The 16,554-nt window shown below is 72.9% G+C and carries 14 protein-coding genes; 2 read left to right on the top strand and 12 right to left on the bottom strand.

What is annotated here, in order from left to right:
- Positions 1-10: 10 nt before the first annotated feature.
- Positions 11-712, bottom strand: a complete 702-nt coding sequence (gene pdxH / locus CG747_RS39765) for a pyridoxamine 5'-phosphate oxidase (protein WP_257981042.1) — start codon at positions 710-712, stop codon at positions 11-13.
- Positions 713-1,119: 407 nt separating this feature from the next.
- On the opposite strand from pdxH, the gene CG747_RS39760 reads away from it, so the two are divergent.
- Positions 1,120-2,238, top strand: a complete 1,119-nt coding sequence (locus tag CG747_RS39760) for a citrate synthase 2 (protein ID WP_180985913.1) — start codon at positions 1,120-1,122, stop codon at positions 2,236-2,238.
- Positions 2,239-2,905: 667 nt separating this feature from the next.
- Here CG747_RS39760 and CG747_RS39755 read toward each other — a convergent pair.
- From CG747_RS39755 to CG747_RS39710, 10 genes are all read right to left on the bottom strand, one after another.
- Entirely contained in the window at positions 2,906-3,529 is a 624-nt protein-coding gene (locus tag CG747_RS39755) for a TetR/AcrR family transcriptional regulator (RefSeq protein WP_100606760.1), read from the bottom strand.
- Entirely contained in the window at positions 3,517-4,269 is a 753-nt protein-coding gene (locus tag CG747_RS39750; protein ID WP_100606759.1) for an enoyl-CoA hydratase family protein, read from the bottom strand. Before CG747_RS39750 ends, CG747_RS39755 begins: the two co-directional genes overlap by 13 nt.
- Complete coding sequence (locus CG747_RS39745) at positions 4,266-5,999, bottom strand: 4-coumarate--CoA ligase family protein (RefSeq protein ID WP_100606758.1); 1,734 nt, start codon at positions 5,997-5,999, stop codon at positions 4,266-4,268. The genes CG747_RS39750 and CG747_RS39745 overlap by 4 nt, the downstream gene beginning before the upstream one ends.
- 129 nt (positions 6,000-6,128) lie before the next feature.
- Positions 6,129-7,307 carry an acyl-CoA dehydrogenase family protein gene (locus CG747_RS39740; protein ID WP_100606757.1) on the bottom strand — a complete coding sequence of 393 codons (1,179 nt, stop codon included), beginning with the start codon at positions 7,305-7,307 and terminating at the stop codon, positions 6,129-6,131.
- A 96-nt stretch (positions 7,308-7,403) separates the two neighbouring features.
- The gene (locus tag CG747_RS39735) at positions 7,404-9,404 is read right to left on the bottom strand and encodes a biotin carboxylase N-terminal domain-containing protein (protein ID WP_257981045.1); all 2,001 of its coding nucleotides are present in this window, start codon (positions 9,402-9,404) and stop codon (positions 7,404-7,406) included.
- Between the two features lie 66 nt (positions 9,405-9,470).
- Complete coding sequence (locus CG747_RS39730; RefSeq protein WP_100606756.1) at positions 9,471-11,069, bottom strand: acyl-CoA carboxylase subunit beta; 1,599 nt, start codon at positions 11,067-11,069, stop codon at positions 9,471-9,473.
- A complete protein-coding gene (locus CG747_RS39725; protein WP_100606802.1) occupies positions 11,066-12,775 on the bottom strand; it encodes an acyclic terpene utilization AtuA family protein in 1,710 nt (569 codons plus the stop codon). Before CG747_RS39725 ends, CG747_RS39730 begins: the two co-directional genes overlap by 4 nt.
- A gap of 11 nt (positions 12,776-12,786) precedes the next feature.
- Positions 12,787-13,590, bottom strand: coding sequence for a TIGR03084 family metal-binding protein (locus tag CG747_RS39720; protein WP_100606755.1), 804 nt, complete (start codon positions 13,588-13,590; stop codon positions 12,787-12,789).
- A 174-nt stretch (positions 13,591-13,764) separates the two neighbouring features.
- Positions 13,765-13,962, bottom strand: a complete 198-nt coding sequence (locus tag CG747_RS39715) for a DUF397 domain-containing protein (protein ID WP_100606754.1) — start codon at positions 13,960-13,962, stop codon at positions 13,765-13,767.
- The gene (locus tag CG747_RS39710; RefSeq protein WP_180985912.1) at positions 13,959-14,780 is read right to left on the bottom strand and encodes a helix-turn-helix transcriptional regulator; all 822 of its coding nucleotides are present in this window, start codon (positions 14,778-14,780) and stop codon (positions 13,959-13,961) included. Before CG747_RS39710 ends, CG747_RS39715 begins: the two co-directional genes overlap by 4 nt.
- Before the next feature lie 337 nt (positions 14,781-15,117).
- Here CG747_RS39710 and CG747_RS48500 point away from each other — a divergent pair, with 337 nt between their 5' ends.
- Positions 15,118-15,288, top strand: coding sequence for a hypothetical protein (locus CG747_RS48500; RefSeq protein ID WP_180985911.1), 171 nt, complete (start codon positions 15,118-15,120; stop codon positions 15,286-15,288).
- A 194-nt stretch (positions 15,289-15,482) separates the two neighbouring features.
- Here the strand turns inward: CG747_RS48500 and CG747_RS39695 are convergent, their stop codons facing one another.
- On the bottom strand, positions 15,483-16,400 hold the full coding sequence (locus tag CG747_RS39695) for a DMT family transporter (protein WP_257981041.1): 918 nt from the start codon (positions 16,398-16,400) through the stop codon (positions 15,483-15,485).
- Positions 16,401-16,554: the final 154 nt, after the last annotated feature.

Genomic DNA, 16,554 nt, shown 5'->3' with positions numbered 1-16,554 from the left:
TCCCGTCCCGTCAGGGCGCGAGGCGCTCCACCCGCCACCGGCCGGCCCCGGGCGCACCCTCGTGGACGTACCGCAGCCGGTCGTGGAGGCGGTTGAGCCGGCCCTGCCAGAACTCGATCGACTCGGCGGTGACGCGGTAGCCGCCCCAGTGCGGGGGCGCCGGCACCTGCTCGCTCTCCGGATAGCGGGCCGCCAACTCCGCGTAGGAGCGCTCCAGTTCTTCGCGGGATTCGACCGGCGCGGACTGGTTGCTGGCCCAGGCACCCAGCTGGGAGCCGTGCGGGCGGGTGCGGAAATAGGCGGCGGTCTCGTCCCGGCCGATGCGTTCGGCGGTGCCGGTCACGATGACCTGGCGGGCCAGCGAGTGCCAGGGGAACAGCAGCGAGATGTACGGGTTCTCGGCCAGGTCACGGCCTTTGCGGCTGGTGTAGTTGGTGAAGAAGACGAAGCCGCGCTCGTCGAATGCCTTCAGGAGCACGGTCCTTGAACTGGGCCGCCCGGCGGCGTCCGCCGTCGAGACGACCATGGCGTTCGGCTCGTGCAGCCCGGCTACGGCCGCGTCCTTGAACCAGCGCCCGAACTGGTCATAGGGGCTCGCGGCGAGATCGGACTCGGCGATTCCCTCGGCGCGGTAGTGCGCGCGCATGGACGAGGGGTCGGGGGTGTCGGCGGAGGGCATGTCGGCGGGATGCACGGCCTCATCTTGCAGCATCGGCCCCGTACGGGGCAGCCGGGTGGGCCGGAAGTCTGCCCCCCGTCGCCGGGGCGTAACCCTCCCGTCGGCCAATCGACCAGTGTGCCGGACGTCACGCTTCCCCGCTGCTGATGAACCCGCCAAAATCATGGCCCGGCCCACTGTGGCCCCCGGACAGCGGAAGCTATCGTGTCCGTCTTCAGGCCGCCGCGGCGCACCATGCGCGGCGGCCCGCGCCCGCGGGCCGACCACCGGCGGGCGGAACCGTCGCGTGGCCCCTGCCCCGGCGGGGCATCACCGGGGTGACCGGTACGGACCGCGAGCTGCCCGGCGCAGCCGCGTAACCGCACCGGCACCGCAACTGACTCGACCGCACGGCGACCGGTCACCGGCCGGCTGCCGTCCCCATCTTGAGGAGCCGCCTGATGTCCGACTTCGTTCCCGGGCTTGAGGGAGTCGTCGCGTTCGAGACGGAGATCGCCGAACCCGATAAGGAAGGCGGCGCGCTCCGCTACCGCGGGGTGGACATCGAGGACCTCGTCGGGCACGTGTCCTTCGAGAACGTCTGGGGGCTGCTGGTCGACGGGGCGTTCAAGCCGGGGCTGCCGCCCGCCGAGCCCTTCCCGATCCCGGTGCACTCGGGTGACATCCGGGTCGACGTCCAGTCCGCGCTCGCCATGCTGGCGCCCGTATGGGGCCTGAAACCACTGCTCGACATCGACGAGCGGACCGCCCGCGACAACCTCGCCCGGGCCGCCGTGATGGCGCTGTCCTACGTCGCCCAGTCGGCGCGCGGACAGGGCCTGCCGATGGTGCCGCAGAAGGAGATCGACAAGGCCGAGACGGTCGTGGAGCGCTTCATGAAGCGCTGGCGCGGCGAGCCCGACCCCAAGCACGTCAAGGCCGTCGACGCCTACTGGACCTCGGCCGCCGAACACGGCATGAACGCCTCCACCTTCACCGCCCGGGTCATCGCCTCCACCGGCGCGGACGTCGCGGCGGCGCTCTCCGGCGCGGTCGGCGCGATGTCCGGCCCGCTGCACGGCGGGGCGCCCTCCCGCGTCCTCGGCATGATCGAGGAGATCGAGCGGACCGGCGACGCCGCCGCCTACGTCCGGCAGGCACTGGACAACGGCGAGCGGCTGATGGGCTTCGGCCACCGGGTCTACCGCGCCGAGGACCCGCGGGCGCGGGTCCTGCGACGCACCGCCAAGGAACTGGCCGCGCCCCGCTTCGAGGTCGCCGAGGCCCTGGAGAAGGCCGCCCTGGAGGAGCTCCACAACCGCCGCCCCGACCGGGTACTGGCCACCAACGTGGAGTTCTGGGCGGCGATCGTGCTGGACTTCGCGGAGGTCCCGGCGCACATGTTCACGTCCATGTTCACCTGCGCCCGCACCGCGGGCTGGAGCGCGCACATCCTGGAACAGAAGCGGACCGGGCGCCTGGTGCGCCCGTCGGCCCGCTACGTCGGCCCCGCGGCGCGCAGCCCGCAGTCGATCGAGGGGTACGAGGGGATCGTCGGGCGGTCCGCTGCGCTTGGCTGAGCCCCCGCACGTTTTTGGCTGTCCCGCCGTGGGGGTTGCTCGCCGTTGCGCCTGGCGGCGCGGGCCCGCTCGTACGTTGCCGCCGTGCGGCGCCGTGTCCCCTGGCGGCGGGCTGTTGTCCGCTGCGCTTTTTTGGCCCCGTACGTTGTCGGCTGTCCCGCCGTGGGAGTTGCTGTTTTCCGCCTGCGGCGCTGGCTGTTGTCCGCTGCGCGGGGCTGTTGGGTGCGGTGTCGGGTCGGAGGGGTCGGTGTGCAGGACTGCTGCGCTTTACGTCCTGCACACCGACCCCTCCGCCCCGACCCCTCCCGGTGGTGGTGGGGAAAGACGGTGGGTGGGGGCTGTTGTCGAGTGGTCGCCTACTGGTTGCTACTCGACCCGGTCACCCAGTCGACCCGGTCACCACTCGACAGCGGACCCGCACCGTCCCACTACGAGCACCCCAACTCACCTGAATTCCACCCACCAACGGGAGGGGACGGGTCTGTGGGGTGGGGGTGTGCCGGACGTAAAGCGCAGCAGTCCGGCACACCCCCACCCCACAGACCCGGCACCGCACCCGACCAGCCCCGCGCAGCGGACCGGCCCCGCGCAGCGGACCCGCCCGCGCCGCCAGGCGCAAAACGCGAACCCCCACGGCGGGGACGCCGACAACGTGCGGGCACAACCGCTACACGGAAAGGGTCGAGTCGATGATCCTGGCCCACTGGGCCACCACGCGGTCCCGGCGGGCCGAGTCGTCGGTCAGCAGGTTGGCGAGGCCCAGGCCGCGGGCCATGTCGAGCAGGCCCTGCACGGTTTCGCGGACGCCGGGGACGGACTCGTCGGCGGTCAGCAGTGCGACCGCCGTGCGGTGCGCCTCGCGGCCGACCCGGGCTTCCAGGGCGGTGACGCGTTCGCGGAGCTGTTCCTCGTCGGAGGCGGCCACCCACAGGTGCAGCGCGGCCCGGAACAGCGGGCCGGTGTAGAGGCCGACCAACTCCTCGACGATGATCCAGGTGCGGGCGATGGACCCGGTGGGCGGCAGGTTGTGTGCCAGGGCCTTGAGCGCGCCCTGGCGTTTCTCGGCGACGTGCTCGACGGCCGCGGTGAACAGGTCCTCGCGGGTGCGGAAGTGGTGCTGGGCGGCGCCTCGGGAGACGCCCGCCCGTTCGGCGACGACGGAGACCGTGCTGCCGGTCCAGCCGCGTTCGGCGAGGCAGGCGACGGCGGCCTCCAGGAGCTTGAGCCGGGTGGCGCGGCTGCGCTCCTGCTGGGGTTCCTTGGAGCCGCGGGCCGGGGTCAGCGCACCCATGCCGGGTCCCGTCGTTCGAGGAAGGCGGTCATGCCCTCGCGGGCCTCCGCGGAGCCGAAGAGCCGCGCGGACTGTTCGGCGAGCGCGTCGGTGTCCCGGTCGAAGGCGGCCAGCACCTCGGCAGTGACGAGTTTCTTGGACTCGGCCAGTCCTTGGGGGGAGCCCTTGCGGAGGCCGTCCAGGAGGGGCGCCAGGCCGGTGTCGGCGTCGTCGGCGGCGAGCGTGACCAGTCCGATCCGGGCTGCCTCGGCCGGGCCGAACTTCTCGCCGGTGAGGTAGTAGCGGGCGGCGGCACGGGCGTCCAGCCGGGGCAGCAGCGGCAGCGAGATCACCGCGGGGGCGAGTCCGAGCCGGGCCTCGGTGAAGGCGAAGGTGGCCTCGGGGCCGGCGACGGAGAGGTCGCAGGCGCCGAGCAGTCCGAGCCCGCCGGCCCGGACGTGGCCGGTCACCCGGGCGACGACCGGTTTGGGGAGCTCCACGAGGGTCCGCAGCAGCCGGGCGAGCCCCAGGGGGCCGTCCTTGGCGGCGCCCGAGGCGGCCTCGGAGAGGTCGGCGCCGGCGCAGAACGTGCCGCCGGTGTGGGTGAGCAGCACGGCCCGGACGGCGTCGTCGGCGGCCGCGTCCGCGAGGGCCTGGTGCAGTTCGGTCACCAGGCGGGTGGAGAGGGCGTTGCGGTTGTGGGGGGAGTTGAGGGTGAGGGTGGTGATTCCGCGCTCGTGGGCGCGCTCCACGTACGTCATCGGTCCGTCGAACTCCTTTCCCTGGCGCGGAGTTCGCGCCGCAGGATCTTTCCGGTGGTGGCCCGCGGCACGCTGTCCAGGAATTCCACGCGGCGCACCTTCTTGTACGGGGCAACTCGCTCTGCAACGTAGGCGATGATCTCGTCCGCGGTGAGTTCGGCCCCCTGTTGGCGCACGACGAACGCCTTGGGGACCTCGTTGCCGTCCGCGTCGGTGACGCCGATGACGGCCGCGTCCGCGATGGCCTGGTGGGCGAGCAGCAGTGCCTCCAGGTCGGCGGGGGCCACCTGGTAGCCCTTGTATTTGATCAACTCCTTGACGCGGTCGACGACATACAGCCAGCCGTCGGCGTCGGTGCGTCCGATGTCGCCGGTGTGCAGCCAGCCGTCGGGGTCGACGATCGCGTCGGTCTCGGCGGGGCGTCCCAGGTAGCCGCGCATCACCTGCGGGCCCCGGATGACGATCTCGCCGCTCTCCCCCGGTCCGAGGTCCCGTCCGGTCTCCAGGGAGACGATCCGCAGCTCCGTACTGGGGAGGAGGGTGCCGACCGCGCCCGGTGGCGGGAGCGGAACTGCGGCGCGTGGCGACGGGGTTGCGGGGTGGTCGCCGGGTGACGGGTGGGCCGCGTGGGGCGGTACGACGTGGCTGGCCGGGGAGAGTTCGGTCATCCCGTACGCCTGGAGGACGGCGGGCAGGCCCAGCCGGCTGGCGCAGGCGGCGGCGAGTCCGGCGTCCAGGGGTGCGGCGGCGCACAGCATGCGCCGGAGGGAGGAGAGGTCGAACTCCGTCACCATCGGGTGCTTGGCGAGCGCCAGCACGATCGGGGGTGCGGTGTAGATCTCGGTGATCCGGTGCCGCTCGATCGCGGTGAGGAACTGGCGCAGGTCGAAGCGGGGCAGGACGACGACGGTGGCGCCGTTGCGCAGGGGGGCGTTCATCAGGGCGGTGAAGCCGTAGATGTGGAAGAACGGGAGTACCGCCAGGATGCGGTCCCCTGGGCCGTTGGCCATCACGGGGGCCAGTTGGGCGAGGTTGGTGGCGAGGTTGCGGTGGGTGAGCAGCACGCCCTTGGGGGTGCCGGTGGTGCCGGAGGAGTACGGGAGCGCGGCCAGGTCGGTCGCGGGGGCGATCTCCGGTTCGGGCTCCGGGTGGTCGTCGTCGAGCAGGTCGAGGACGGAGCGGTGGCCGTCGGCGCGGTCGCAGAGGAGGATCTCGGCGATGCCGCCGGCCTGGCGGGCGGCGCCCCGGGCGGTGTCCAGCAGCGCCGCCGCGGTGACGATCCGGGACGCCCCGGAGTCGGTCAGCTGCCGGGCGAACTCGGCCTCGGTGGCGAGCGGGTGGACGGGGGTGACCGCCGCCCCGCAGCGCGAAACGGCGTAGCACACCACGGGGAAGAGCACCGAGTTGGGACTGTGCAGGGCCAGTACGTCGCCCTTGCGGAGCCCGGAGGCGGCGAGCGCGGCGGCCAGGCGGCGGCTGAGGTGGTCGAGCCGGGCGTAGTCGAGTGTGGTGCCGGTGAGCGCGTCGACGAGGGCGGGCTGCGCGCCGTACGCGGCGGCCCGCCCGAGGACGGCTTCGTGGAGCGGCAGTTCCACGGGAGCGACGTCGGGGTACGCGCTGCGGAAGACGCGGGAGCGGTCGGAGCGGGGCGAGTGGCCGGGACGGTCGGAGTCGGCGGAGCGGTCGGAGCGGTGGGAGCGGTCGGAGCGGTGGGACGCCTTGGATGCCATAGGGACCTTCCCCTGGGTGCGGCAGTGGGCGGCGGTGGCGGCGCAGGACGGCGGTGGGACTTCCCCCTGTACGGCGGGTGTCGGTGCGCCGTGCCCGGTGGTGCCGGGGCCGGCGCACCGACCGCTTCCTCAGTACGACTTCGGCAGCCCCAGGGACTGGTGGGAGATGAAGTTGAGGATCATCTCCCGGCTGACCGGTGCGATCCGCGCGACCCGGGCGGCGGTGATCAGGGACGCCAGCCCGTATTCCTGGGTGAGGCCGTTGCCGCCCAGGGTGTGCACGGCCTGGTCGACGGTGTGGACCGCGGCCTCGGCCGCCGCGTACTTGGCCATGTTGGCGGCCTCGCCGGCGGCCATGTCGTCGCCCGCGTCATACAGCAGCGCCGCCTTCCGCATCATCAGCCCGGCCAGTTCCAGTTCGACGTGGCACTGGGCGAGCGGGTGGGCGAGGGCCTGGTGGGCGCCGATCGGCTCCTTCCAGACCTGGCGGGTGCGGGCGTAGTCGACGGCCCTGGCGAGCGCGTAGCGGCCCATGCCGAGGGCGAACGCGGCGGTCATGATGCGTTCCGGGTTGAGGCCGGCGAAGAGTTGGAGCAGTCCGGCGTCCTCGTCGCCCACCAGGGCGTCGGCGGGCAGCCGGACGTCGTCCAGGGTCAGTTCGAACTGCTTCTCCGGGGCGGCGAGTTCCATCGCGACGGGGCTGCGGCCGAAGCCTGGGGCCTCGCGCGGGACGATGAACAGGCAGGGCTTGAGCTTGCCGGTGCGGGCGTCCTCGGTGCGGCCGACGATCAGCGTCGCGTCGGCGATGTCGACGCCGGAGACGAAGATCTTCCGCCCGTTGAGGATCCAGTCCCCGCCGCTCTCCTTGCGGGCGGTGGTGGTGATGCGGTGCGAGTTGGATCCGGCGTCCGGTTCGGTGATGCCGAAGGCCATCTTGCGGCTGCCGTCGGCCAGTCCGGGCAGCCAGGTGCGCTTCTGCTCCTCGGTGCCGAAGCGGGCGATGACCGTGCCGCAGATCGCCGGTGAGACCACCAGCATCAGCAGCGGGCAGCCGGCCGCCCCCAACTCCTCCAGTACGAGGGAGAGTTCGGTGATTCCGGCGCCTCCGCCGCCGTACTCCTCGGGGAGGTTCACGCCGAGGTAGCCGGCCTTGGCGGCGTCCTGCCACAGCTCGTCGGTGTGCTTGCCCTCGGCGACGACGGTGGTGAAGTACTCCCGGCCGTAGCGCTTGCCGAGTGCGGCGACGGCGGCGCGCAGGGCGCGGTGTTCCTCGGACTCGATCACGGAGTTGCTCAGGGCGTTGCTCATGACGGCTCCTGGGGCGGTGAGTGAGTGCCTGCGGATGGCGGGTGCCAGGTGATGGGTATCGGTGGCGGGTATCGGGTGGCGGGTGCCGATCGGGCCTCAGTCGGTGACGACGGCGAGCAGTGTGCCCACCTCGACCTGCTGTCCCGTGCGGGCGGGCAGGGCGGTCAGGGTGCCGGCCGCCGGTGCGGTGATCCTGTGTTCCATCTTCATGGCCTCCAGCCACAGCAGCGGCTGGCCGGCCGTGACGCGGTCGCCCTCGGCCAGCCCGTCCGCGATCCGGACGACCGTGCCGGGCATCGGGGCGAGCAGCGACCCGGGCTCCGTACGGGCGGTGGGGTCGGGGAAGCGGGGCAGTGCGGTGAGGGTGCGGGCGCCCAGCGGCGAGTCGACGTGGACCCGGTCGCCGTAGCGGGCGACCGCGAACGTCCGCCGCAGCCCGTCGACGTCCAGCACCACCTGGTCCGCGGACAGGCCGAGGAGCCGGACGCCGGGGAAGTCCTCGGCGGTGAGTCCGGTGCGCCCGAGCCGGTAGCGGACCTCGTGGGTGGTGCCCGCGCAGGCGTAGCTCTTGACCTGCGGGCCGGCGGGGACGTTGCGGAAGCCTCCGAAGCGGGAGCGGCCGTGCGCGTCGGCGAGGGCGGCGGCCAGCGCGCACAGGCCGTCCCCGGCCGCACGGGTCCCGGCCGTACCGTCCCCGGCAGCGCCGGCCCCGGTGAGGGCGTCGAGGTTGCGGTCGTAGAAGCCGGTGTCCAGTCCGGTGGCGGCGGCGAATTCGGGGTGCCGCAGCGAGCGGACCAGCAGGTCGCGGTTGGTGACCGGGCCGTGGATCCGGGCCCGTTCCAGCGCGCCGGCCAGTTTGCGCACGGCCTCGGCGCGGGTGGGCGCCCAGGCGATGACCTTGGCGAGCATCGGGTCGTAGTGGACGGTCACGGTGTCGCCGTCGGTGATGCCGGAGTCCAGGCGCACGCCGTCCGGTACGCCGATCCGGTGCACGGTGCCGGTCTGCGGCTGCCAGCCGGCCGCCGGGTCCTCCGCGTAGAGCCGGGCCTCGACGGCGTGGCCGTGCGGTTCGGGCAGCGCGGCGGGCAGCGGCCGCCCCTCGGCGACGCCGATCTGGAGGGCCACCAGGTCGAGCCGGTAGATCTCTTCGGTGACCGGGTGCTCCACCTGGAGGCGGGTGTTCATCTCCAGGAAGTACGCCCGGCCGGAGGCAGGGGTCCGCCCGCCGGGGTCAGCGGGAGAGACCAGGAACTCGACGGTGCCCGCGCCCCGGTAGTCGATGGCCCGCGCGGCCTGCGCGGCGGCCCGGTGCAGGGTGTCCCGGAGCGCGTCGGGCAGTGCGGGGGCCGGGGCCTCCTCGATGACCTTCTGGTGGCGCCGCTGGAGCGAGCAGTCGCGGGTGCCGAGCGTCCAGACCGCGCCGTGGGCGTCGGCGAGGACCTGCACCTCGACGTGGCGCCCGCCCTCCACATAAGGCTCGACGAACACCTCCCCGTCCCCGAACGCGGCCGCCGCCTCCGCCCGCGCCGACGCCAACTCGCCGTCCAGCGCCGCCAGTTCGCGCACGACGCGCATGCCCCGCCCACCGCCGCCGGCCGCCGCCTTCACCAGCAGCGGCAGGTCCCCGGCGGTGGCCGCGGCCGGATCGACCGGTGCCAGCAGCGGCACCCCGGCCGCCGCCATCAGCTCCTTGGCGCGGGTCTTGGAGGCCATCGCCTCGATGGCGGCGGGCGGCGGCCCGATCCACACCAGCCCCGCGTCCGCGACCGCGGCGGCGAACGCATGGCTCTCGGAGAGGAACCCGTATCCGGGGTGGACCGCGTCCGCCCCGGCCGCCAGCGCCGCCTTCACGATCAGCTCACCGCGCAGATAGGTGTCCGCGGGCGCCTCTCCCGGCAGGCGGACCGCGCCGTCCGCCTCCCGTACGTGCGCGGCGTCCGCGTCCGCGTCGGAGTACACGGCGACGGTGGCGATGCCCAGCTCCCGGCAGGTGCGGAAGATGCGGCGGGCGATCTCACCGCGGTTGGCGACGAGGACCGAGCGGATCTCGGGGCGGCCGGCCGCCCCGGGATCGGTCCCGGGCGCGGACCCGGCCATGGGCACCGCCCCGGAATCAGTCCCGGTCATGGTCACTGCCGCGGAATCGTTGGTGGTCACGAAACCTCACATCCGAAAGACGCCGAAGCCGCCCCGCGCGCCCTCGACCGGCGCGGTGTGGACGGCGGACAGACACAGGCCGAGGACGGTGCGGGTGTCGCGCGGGTCGATGACGCCGTCGTCGTACAGCCGCCCGGACAGGAACATCGGCAGCGATTCGGCTTCGATCTGCTGCTCCACCATGGCGCGCAGCGCCGCGTCGCCGTCCTCGTCGTACGGCTGCCCCTTCGCGGCCGCGGAGGCGCGCGCCACGATGGAGAGCACCCCGGCGAGCTGCTGCGGCCCCATCACCGCGGATTTGGCGCTCGGCCAGGCGAACAGGAACCGCGGGTCGTAGGCCCGTCCGCACATCCCGTAGTGCCCGGCCCCGTACGAGGCGCCCATCAGCACCGAGAGGTGCGGCACCCGCGAGTTGGACACCGCGTTGATCATCATCGCGCCGTGTTTGATGATGCCGCCCTGCTCGTACTCCCTGCCGACCATGTAGCCGGTGGTGTTGTGCAGGAAGATCAGCGGGATGTCCCGCTGGTTGGCCAGCTGGATGAACTGCGCCGCCTTCTGCGACTCCGCGCTGAACAGCACGCCCTGCGCGTTGGCGAGGATCCCCACCGGATAGCCGTGCAGCTCGGCCCATCCCGTGACCAGGCTGGCCCCGTACAGCGGTTTGAACTCGTCGAAGTCCGACCCGTCCACGATCCGGGCGATCACCTCGCGCGGATCGAACGGCGCCTTGAGGTCGCCCGGGACGATCCCGAGCAGCTCCTCCTCGTCGTACTTCGGCGGCTCGGCCGGGCCCGGATCGCCGTGCGCCTTGCGCCAGTTGAGCCGGGCCACCACCCGCCGCGCCTGCCGCAGCGCATCGGGCTCGTCGACCGCGAAGTAGTCCGCGAGCCCGGAGGTCCGGGCGTGCATCTCGGCCCCGCCGAGCGACTCGTCGTCGCTCTCCTCACCGGTCGCCATCTTCACCAGCGGCGGCCCGCCGAGGAAGACCTTGGCCCGCTCCTTCACCATGATCACGTGGTCCGACATCCCGGGGACGTACGCGCCGCCGGCCGTCGAGTTCCCGAAGACCACCGCCACCGTGGGGATCCCCGCCGCGGACAGCCGGGTCAGGTCCTTGAAGAGCGCCCCGCCCGGGATGAAGATCTCCTTCTGGCTGGGCAGGTCGGCGCCGCCCGACTCCACCAGGCTGACCACCGGCAGCCGGTTGGCGTACGCGACCTCGTCGGCCCGCAGCGCCTTCTTGAGCGTCCACGGGTTGCTCGCCCCGCCGCGCACCGTCGGATCGTTGGCGGTGATCAGGCACTCCACGCCTTCGATCACCCCGATCCCGGTGACCAGCGACGCGCCCACCGCGTAGTCGCTGCCCCATGCGGCGAGCGGCGACAGCTCCAGGAACGGCGTGTCCGGGTCCACCAGCAGCTCGATCCGCTCGCGGGCCAGCAGCTTGCCGCGCTTGCGGTGCCGGGCGACGTACTTCTCCCCGCCGCCGGCGAGTGCCTTGGCGTGTTCCGCGGCCACCTCGTCCAGCTTGCCCAGCATCACCGCCCGCCGCTCGGCGTACTCGGCACCGCTCGGGTCCAGCGCGCTCCTGAGCACGGTCACAGCAACACCTCCGGTATCTCCACATGACGGGAGCGCAGCCACTCCCCCAGTGCCTTGGCCTGCGGGTCGAACCGGGCCTGCGACGCGACGCCCGCCCCGAGCAGCCCCTCGACCGTGAAGTTCAGCGCCCGCAGGTTCGGCAGCACCTCCCGGCGGACCTCCAACTCGCCAGCCTCCGGCAGGAGTTGACGGAATCTGGCCACCGTCAGCTCGTGCGCGAGCCACCGCCACGCCCGGTCCGTCCGGACCCACACCCCGACGTTCGCCGACCCGCCCTTGTCCCCGCTGCGGGCCCCGGCGACGGCCCCCAGGGGTGCCCGCCGGGTCGGCCCCTCCGGCAGCGGCACCGGAAGTTCCGCCGCCACGGCGGCCGGCTCCCGCGCCGCCACCGGACCGGACCCCGGCGGGATCTCCACCCGCTCGCCGTCCGGCAGCACCGCCACCTGCCGCACGTCCCCCACCGGCACATACGCCGCCTCGAACACCCCGTACGGCGCGCCCTTCCCCGGCGGCGCCGTCACATGGAAGCCCGGGTAACTGGCCAGCGCCAGCTCGACGGCCGCCCCGCTCACCGCCCGCCCGACGACCTCCGGATCGGCGTCCCGCACCACCAGCCGCAGCAGCGCACTCGCCTCCTCCTGCACCGCCGCGTCCCCGTGATCGGTCCGCGCCAGCGACCACGTCACCTCGCGCGGGCGGCTCCCGGCGCGCGCCAACGCGTCCTCCAACTGCCCCCGCACCAGCGCCGCCTTGGCCTCGATGTCGAGCCCGGTGAGCACGAACACCACCTCGTTGCGCCAGCCGCCCATCCGGGTCAGCCCGACCTTCGCGGTCGCCGGCGGCGCCTCGCCCCGCACCCCGTCGATCCGCACCCGGTCCGGCCCGGCCCCGGTCAGCCGTACGGTGTCCAGCCGCGCTGTGACATCCGGCCCCAGGTAGCGCGCACCGGCCGTCTCGTAGAGCAGCTGGGCGGTCACCGTCCCCACCGTGACCGCGCCCCCGGTCCCCGGATGCTTGGTGATCACGGCGCTGCCGTCCGGGTGGATCTCGGCCAGCGGAAACCCCGGCCGCCGCACGTCCCCCAACTCCCCGAAGAACGCGTAGTTGCCGCCCGTCGCCTGCGTTCCGCACTCCAGCACGTGCCCCGCGACCACCGCGCCCGCCAGCCGGTCGTAGTCGTCGGCCGCCCAGCCGAAGTGCGCCGCGGCCGGCCCGCTGACCAGCGCCGCGTCCGTCACCCGCCCGGTGACCACCACCTGCGCCCCGCCCCGCAGGCACGCCGCGATCCCCGCACCGCCCAGATACGCGTTGGCGGTGAGCACTCCCCGGCCCCACTCCCGCCCGACCAGGTCATCGCCCTCGACGTGCGCGACCCGCACCGGGACCCCGACCCGCTCGCTCAACTCCCGTATGGCATCGGCGAGTCCGGCCGGATTCAACCCGCCCGCGTTCGTCACGAGTTTCACGCCCCGCTCGACGGCGAGCCCCAGCCCCTCCTCCAGCTGCCGCAGGAAGGTCTTGGCGTACCCCAGTCGCGGGTCCTTTTGCCGGTCCCGCCCGAGGATCAGCATCGTCAGCTCGGCGAGGTAGTCCCCGGTGAGCACGTCCAGCGGCCCCCCGGTCAGCATCTCCCGTACGGCATCGAAGCGGTCGCCGTAGAAGCCGGACGCGTTCCCGATCCGCAGCGGCCGCTCCGCGCCGGTCATCTGCGCGCCGGTCACCGCCGCACCTCGCCCGGCGCCCGCCCCGGCCCCGCCGGTCCGGCGAAGGACTGCGCGATGCCCAGCCACCGCTCGGCGTCCGCCCCCACCGCCACCAGGGACACATCGTCCCGGTGTACCCGCTGTGTCACCAGCAGGCAGAAGTCCAGCGCCGCCCCCGTGACCCGCTGCGCGGCCCCCGCCGGTCCGAACGCCCACTCCTCACCGCCGGGCCCGGCCAACTCGACCCGGAACTCCTCCCCCGGCGGCGTCAGCCCGCGCACCGCGTACGCGTAGTCCCGGGCCCGCACCCCGATCCGGGCGACGTGCCGCAGCCGCGCGGTCGGCACCCGCCGCACGCCCAGCGCGTCCGCGACGTCCTGCCCGTGCGCCCAGGTCTCCATCAGCCGCCCGGTCGCCACCGACGCCACGCTCATCGGCGGCCCGTACCAGGGCAGCTTCGCGCCCGCCGGCTGCGCCGCCAGCACCTCCAGCAGCTCCGCCCGGCTCGCCCGCCACCGCGCCAGCAGCTCGGCGGGCGCCATCCGGGCGCCCCGCTCCGCCCCCTCGTCCACGAACGTGTCGGGCGACTGAAGCGCCGCCGCCACCTCCCGCCCGAACCCCTCGGGATCGACCGCGGACTGCACGGCCCGCTCGTCCGTCCACAGCAGGTGCGCGATCTGGTGCGCGATGCTCCACCCGGCCGCCGGGGTCGCCCGCCCCCACTCGGCTTCGGGCAGCCCCGCCACCAGCCCGTCCAGCTCCTCACCCTCGGCCCGCAGGTCCGCAAGGACCTCCCGAACCTCCTGCGGATCGGCCATCGCGCGCTCTCCTCATCCACGCCGGACGCCCATGTCCCTTACGGACAGGGCACGTTGACAGCTGCGGTGATGCGAGAACCGAGCGTGGCAGCGCCACCAGAAACAATCAAGCACGCATGCATGATTTTTTGCCATGGCGCACCGAGCCCCCTCGACGCGCCCGCCCCGCCCGGACTACCGCCGCACGGACGCGACGTCGACGGCGTAGCGGAGGAAGGCGGCCCAGGTGGTGGGGGTGAGGGTCAGGTGGGGGCCGGTTGCGTCCTTGGAGTCGCGGACGCGGGTCACATGAGGCTGGAAAGCCACCTCTACGCAATCGGCGGCCTGCGGGCCGCTGTAGCTGGACTTCATCCATGCAAGTTCGCTCTTCATGACTTACCAGCCAACTCCTCGATGAATTGCAAGGATTCGTTGAGGGCCAGGGCCTGTGTTCGGATCATGTCATAGCGCTGCGCCATGCGGTTGACCTTCTCGCGGTCGGATACGAGCAGTCCATGGGCCTGGCCTTCAACGTAGACCACTGTGCGCCGGTCCGGCATATCCAGCAGGGTCATCGCGCCGTCCAGGCCGGGATGCGCCACGTTCGTCGGCATGACCTGGATCGATACATTGCGCAGCTGTACCCACTCCAGCAGCTTCTCGATTTGCCCCCGGTGGATCTTTCGCCCGCCCATCGGACGCTCCAACGCGGCCTGCTCGACAACGAAATGCACGGCGGGGCGGTCATCGCGGGTGAGCATTGCCTGACGATCGAGCCTCGCACCCACCAGCCGGGCCACCTCATCCTCCGTGAAGGCCGGGATGTACCAACCGATCACCGCGCTTGCGTACGCCTCCGTCTGCAGCAGCCCCGGCACACAGTGCGGATCGTACGAGTAGCGCTTCGTGCACTGCTTTTCGAGCTTGGGCAAGTCCCGGAAGAACTTCGGGTATTGCACCTCCTCCAGCAGCGGAATCGCCGCCCGCAGCACTCCCTTCGCTCCCAGCAGTTCGTCAGCGCGCTCCACCGTCGCCGGTTCCGGGATGCGCTGGGCGAGCTCGTAGGACTTGATCGTGTGGGAGGCATAGCCCAGCTGCCTGCCCAGTTCCTCTCGACTCATCGAGGCCAGCTCCCGGAAAAGCTTCAGCTGTCCGCCGAAGACGCGCAGCGCCGTCGGCACCCGCTCCCCATTGCCGTCTACATTCACCATGCCTCCTCGGGTGCAGGTACGCGCACTCTCCGTACGCGCGCCATTACTTTTCAGGCTAGGCAGGCGCGCCGACGATGGGAGCCATGAATCAGAAAGACCCCTCATCCGGGGACAGTGCTTTGGCCCAAGGGCAGCGGGCCGCAGAGGAGTTGGCGTCCGCTCTCGCCGCCGTGGGGTTCGTATTCCCCTCGCTCCGCGGCGGTTATCCCGTTCTGGAGCGGGGGCGGGTCGAACTGGGCGGGATTTCCGCTTCCGAGGTGTTCCGGCTGGCCGCGTGGATTCGCGAGCGTACGGAAATGCGGCGGGGGCGGGCCCGGTGAAGATCAGCCCGCGTCGGATGACGCTCTCGGTGTACCGGGTTTCGGCGGCCGGTGAGCGCACCCCGCTCCGTACGGTCGTCGTGCGGACCGACGATCCGATGCGGCTCGTCGACGACATGCCGGGGCGCTATCCGCCCTGCGAGTGTCCGGCGTGCAGGCCCACCGGCGGGAAGTCGGCGACGGCGTAGGCCGGAGGGGATGTCCCGGGGTGCGCCCGCAGGATCTGGAGCGAACGCCGGGGCATTCCTCATCTGACTGACCAGAAGCGCCCGCACCGAGGACGGACCCCGGGGCAGCCCCTCCGGCCCCACCCGCCGGGCGAAACCGGAGGCCACCGCGACCACCGCGGCGGAACAGCCGACAACGTGGGCGGCCCGCATCCTCAGCGGCGCGACCCGCTCAAGACCGCCCCCGCGCTGGCCACCACCACCAGCCCGATGGCCACCAGCTCCATCCAGCCCAACGCCTGCCCCAGCACCAGGAACCCGGCCGTGGCCGCCGCGGCCGGCTCCAGGCTCATCATCACCGCGAACCCCGACGCCGGCAGCTTCCGCAGCGCCAGCAGCTCCAGGGTGTACGGCAGCACCGACGACATCAGTGCCACGGCCGCCCCCAGCCCGATCGTCACCGGGTTCAGCAGCGCCGTCCCGGCACTGAGCGCCCCGAGCGGCAGGCTCAGCACCGCCGCCACCGTCATGGCCAACGCCAACCCGTCCGCCTGCGGGAACCGCTGCCCGGTCCGCGCCGACAGCAGGATGTACGCGGCCCACAGCCCGCCCGCGGCCAGCGCGCAACCGGCCCCGACCAGATTCAGCCCGTCGAACCCCGCGCGCCCCAGCAGCACCACGCCACCCAGGGCCAGCATCGCCCACACCACACTCAGCAGCCGCCGTGACGTCGCCACGGAAAGGATCAGCGGCCCGAGGAACTCCAGGGTGACCGCGGCGCCCAGCGGAATGCGGTCGATCGCCTGGTAGAAGAGCGAGTTCATGCCGACGAGCGCCACGCCGAAGGCGACGACCGTCGCCCAGTCCCCCCGCCCGTAGCCCCGCACCTTCGGGCGGCAGGCGATCAGCAGCACCAGCGCCGCGACGACCAGCCGCAGCGTGACCACGCCCAGCGCCCCGGCCCGCGGGAACAGCAGCACCGCCACCGACGACCCGAACTGCAGCGAGACGATCCCGCCGATGACCAGCCCCACCGACACCAGCCGGCCCCGCGCCCGCGCCGCGCCCGTATCGCCCACGCCCCGGGCCGCGGCCGAAGCCTCGGCGGACAGCACCTCGGGCGAGGGCGGCACGGGCCGAGGTATCCCGGAGTCGGATATATCGGACGCAGGGGAACCGGCGGAGGAGTCAGCGGAGGGACCGGCAGAGGAACCGGCGGGAGACGCGGAGGAAGCATTCACACCCCCACGCTACGACCCGCATTCGCGCACGTGAAATGCCATTTCG

The organism is Streptomyces sp. CB02959, from assembly GCF_002803155.1.
Taxonomy (GTDB): domain Bacteria; phylum Actinomycetota; class Actinomycetes; order Streptomycetales; family Streptomycetaceae; genus Streptomyces.
Note: the sequence above shows the minus strand (reverse complement) of the source record. Positions and strands in the feature narration are given on the sequence as shown.

Coding starts and splice junctions, on each gene's coding strand:
- pdxH (WP_257981042.1), bottom strand. CDS start 712: ATGCTGCAAGATGAGGCCGTGCATCCCGCCGACATGCCCTCCGCCGAC.
- CG747_RS39760 (WP_180985913.1), top strand. CDS start 1,120: ATGTCCGACTTCGTTCCCGGGCTTGAGGGAGTCGTCGCGTTCGAGACG.
- CG747_RS39755 (WP_100606760.1), bottom strand. CDS start 3,529: ATGGGTGCGCTGACCCCGGCCCGCGGCTCCAAGGAACCCCAGCAGGAG.
- CG747_RS39750 (WP_100606759.1), bottom strand. CDS start 4,269: ATGACGTACGTGGAGCGCGCCCACGAGCGCGGAATCACCACCCTCACC.
- CG747_RS39745 (WP_100606758.1), bottom strand. CDS start 5,999: ATGGCATCCAAGGCGTCCCACCGCTCCGACCGCTCCCACCGCTCCGAC.
- CG747_RS39740 (WP_100606757.1), bottom strand. CDS start 7,307: ATGAGCAACGCCCTGAGCAACTCCGTGATCGAGTCCGAGGAACACCGC.
- CG747_RS39735 (WP_257981045.1), bottom strand. CDS start 9,404: ATGGCCGGGTCCGCGCCCGGGACCGATCCCGGGGCGGCCGGCCGCCCC.
- CG747_RS39725 (WP_100606802.1), bottom strand. CDS start 12,775: ATGACCGGCGCGGAGCGGCCGCTGCGGATCGGGAACGCGTCCGGCTTC.
- CG747_RS39720 (WP_100606755.1), bottom strand. CDS start 13,590: ATGGCCGATCCGCAGGAGGTTCGGGAGGTCCTTGCGGACCTGCGGGCC.
- CG747_RS39715 (WP_100606754.1), bottom strand. CDS start 13,962: ATGAAGAGCGAACTTGCATGGATGAAGTCCAGCTACAGCGGCCCGCAG.
- CG747_RS39710 (WP_180985912.1), bottom strand. CDS start 14,780: ATGGTGAATGTAGACGGCAATGGGGAGCGGGTGCCGACGGCGCTGCGC.
- CG747_RS48500 (WP_180985911.1), top strand. CDS start 15,118: ATGACGCTCTCGGTGTACCGGGTTTCGGCGGCCGGTGAGCGCACCCCG.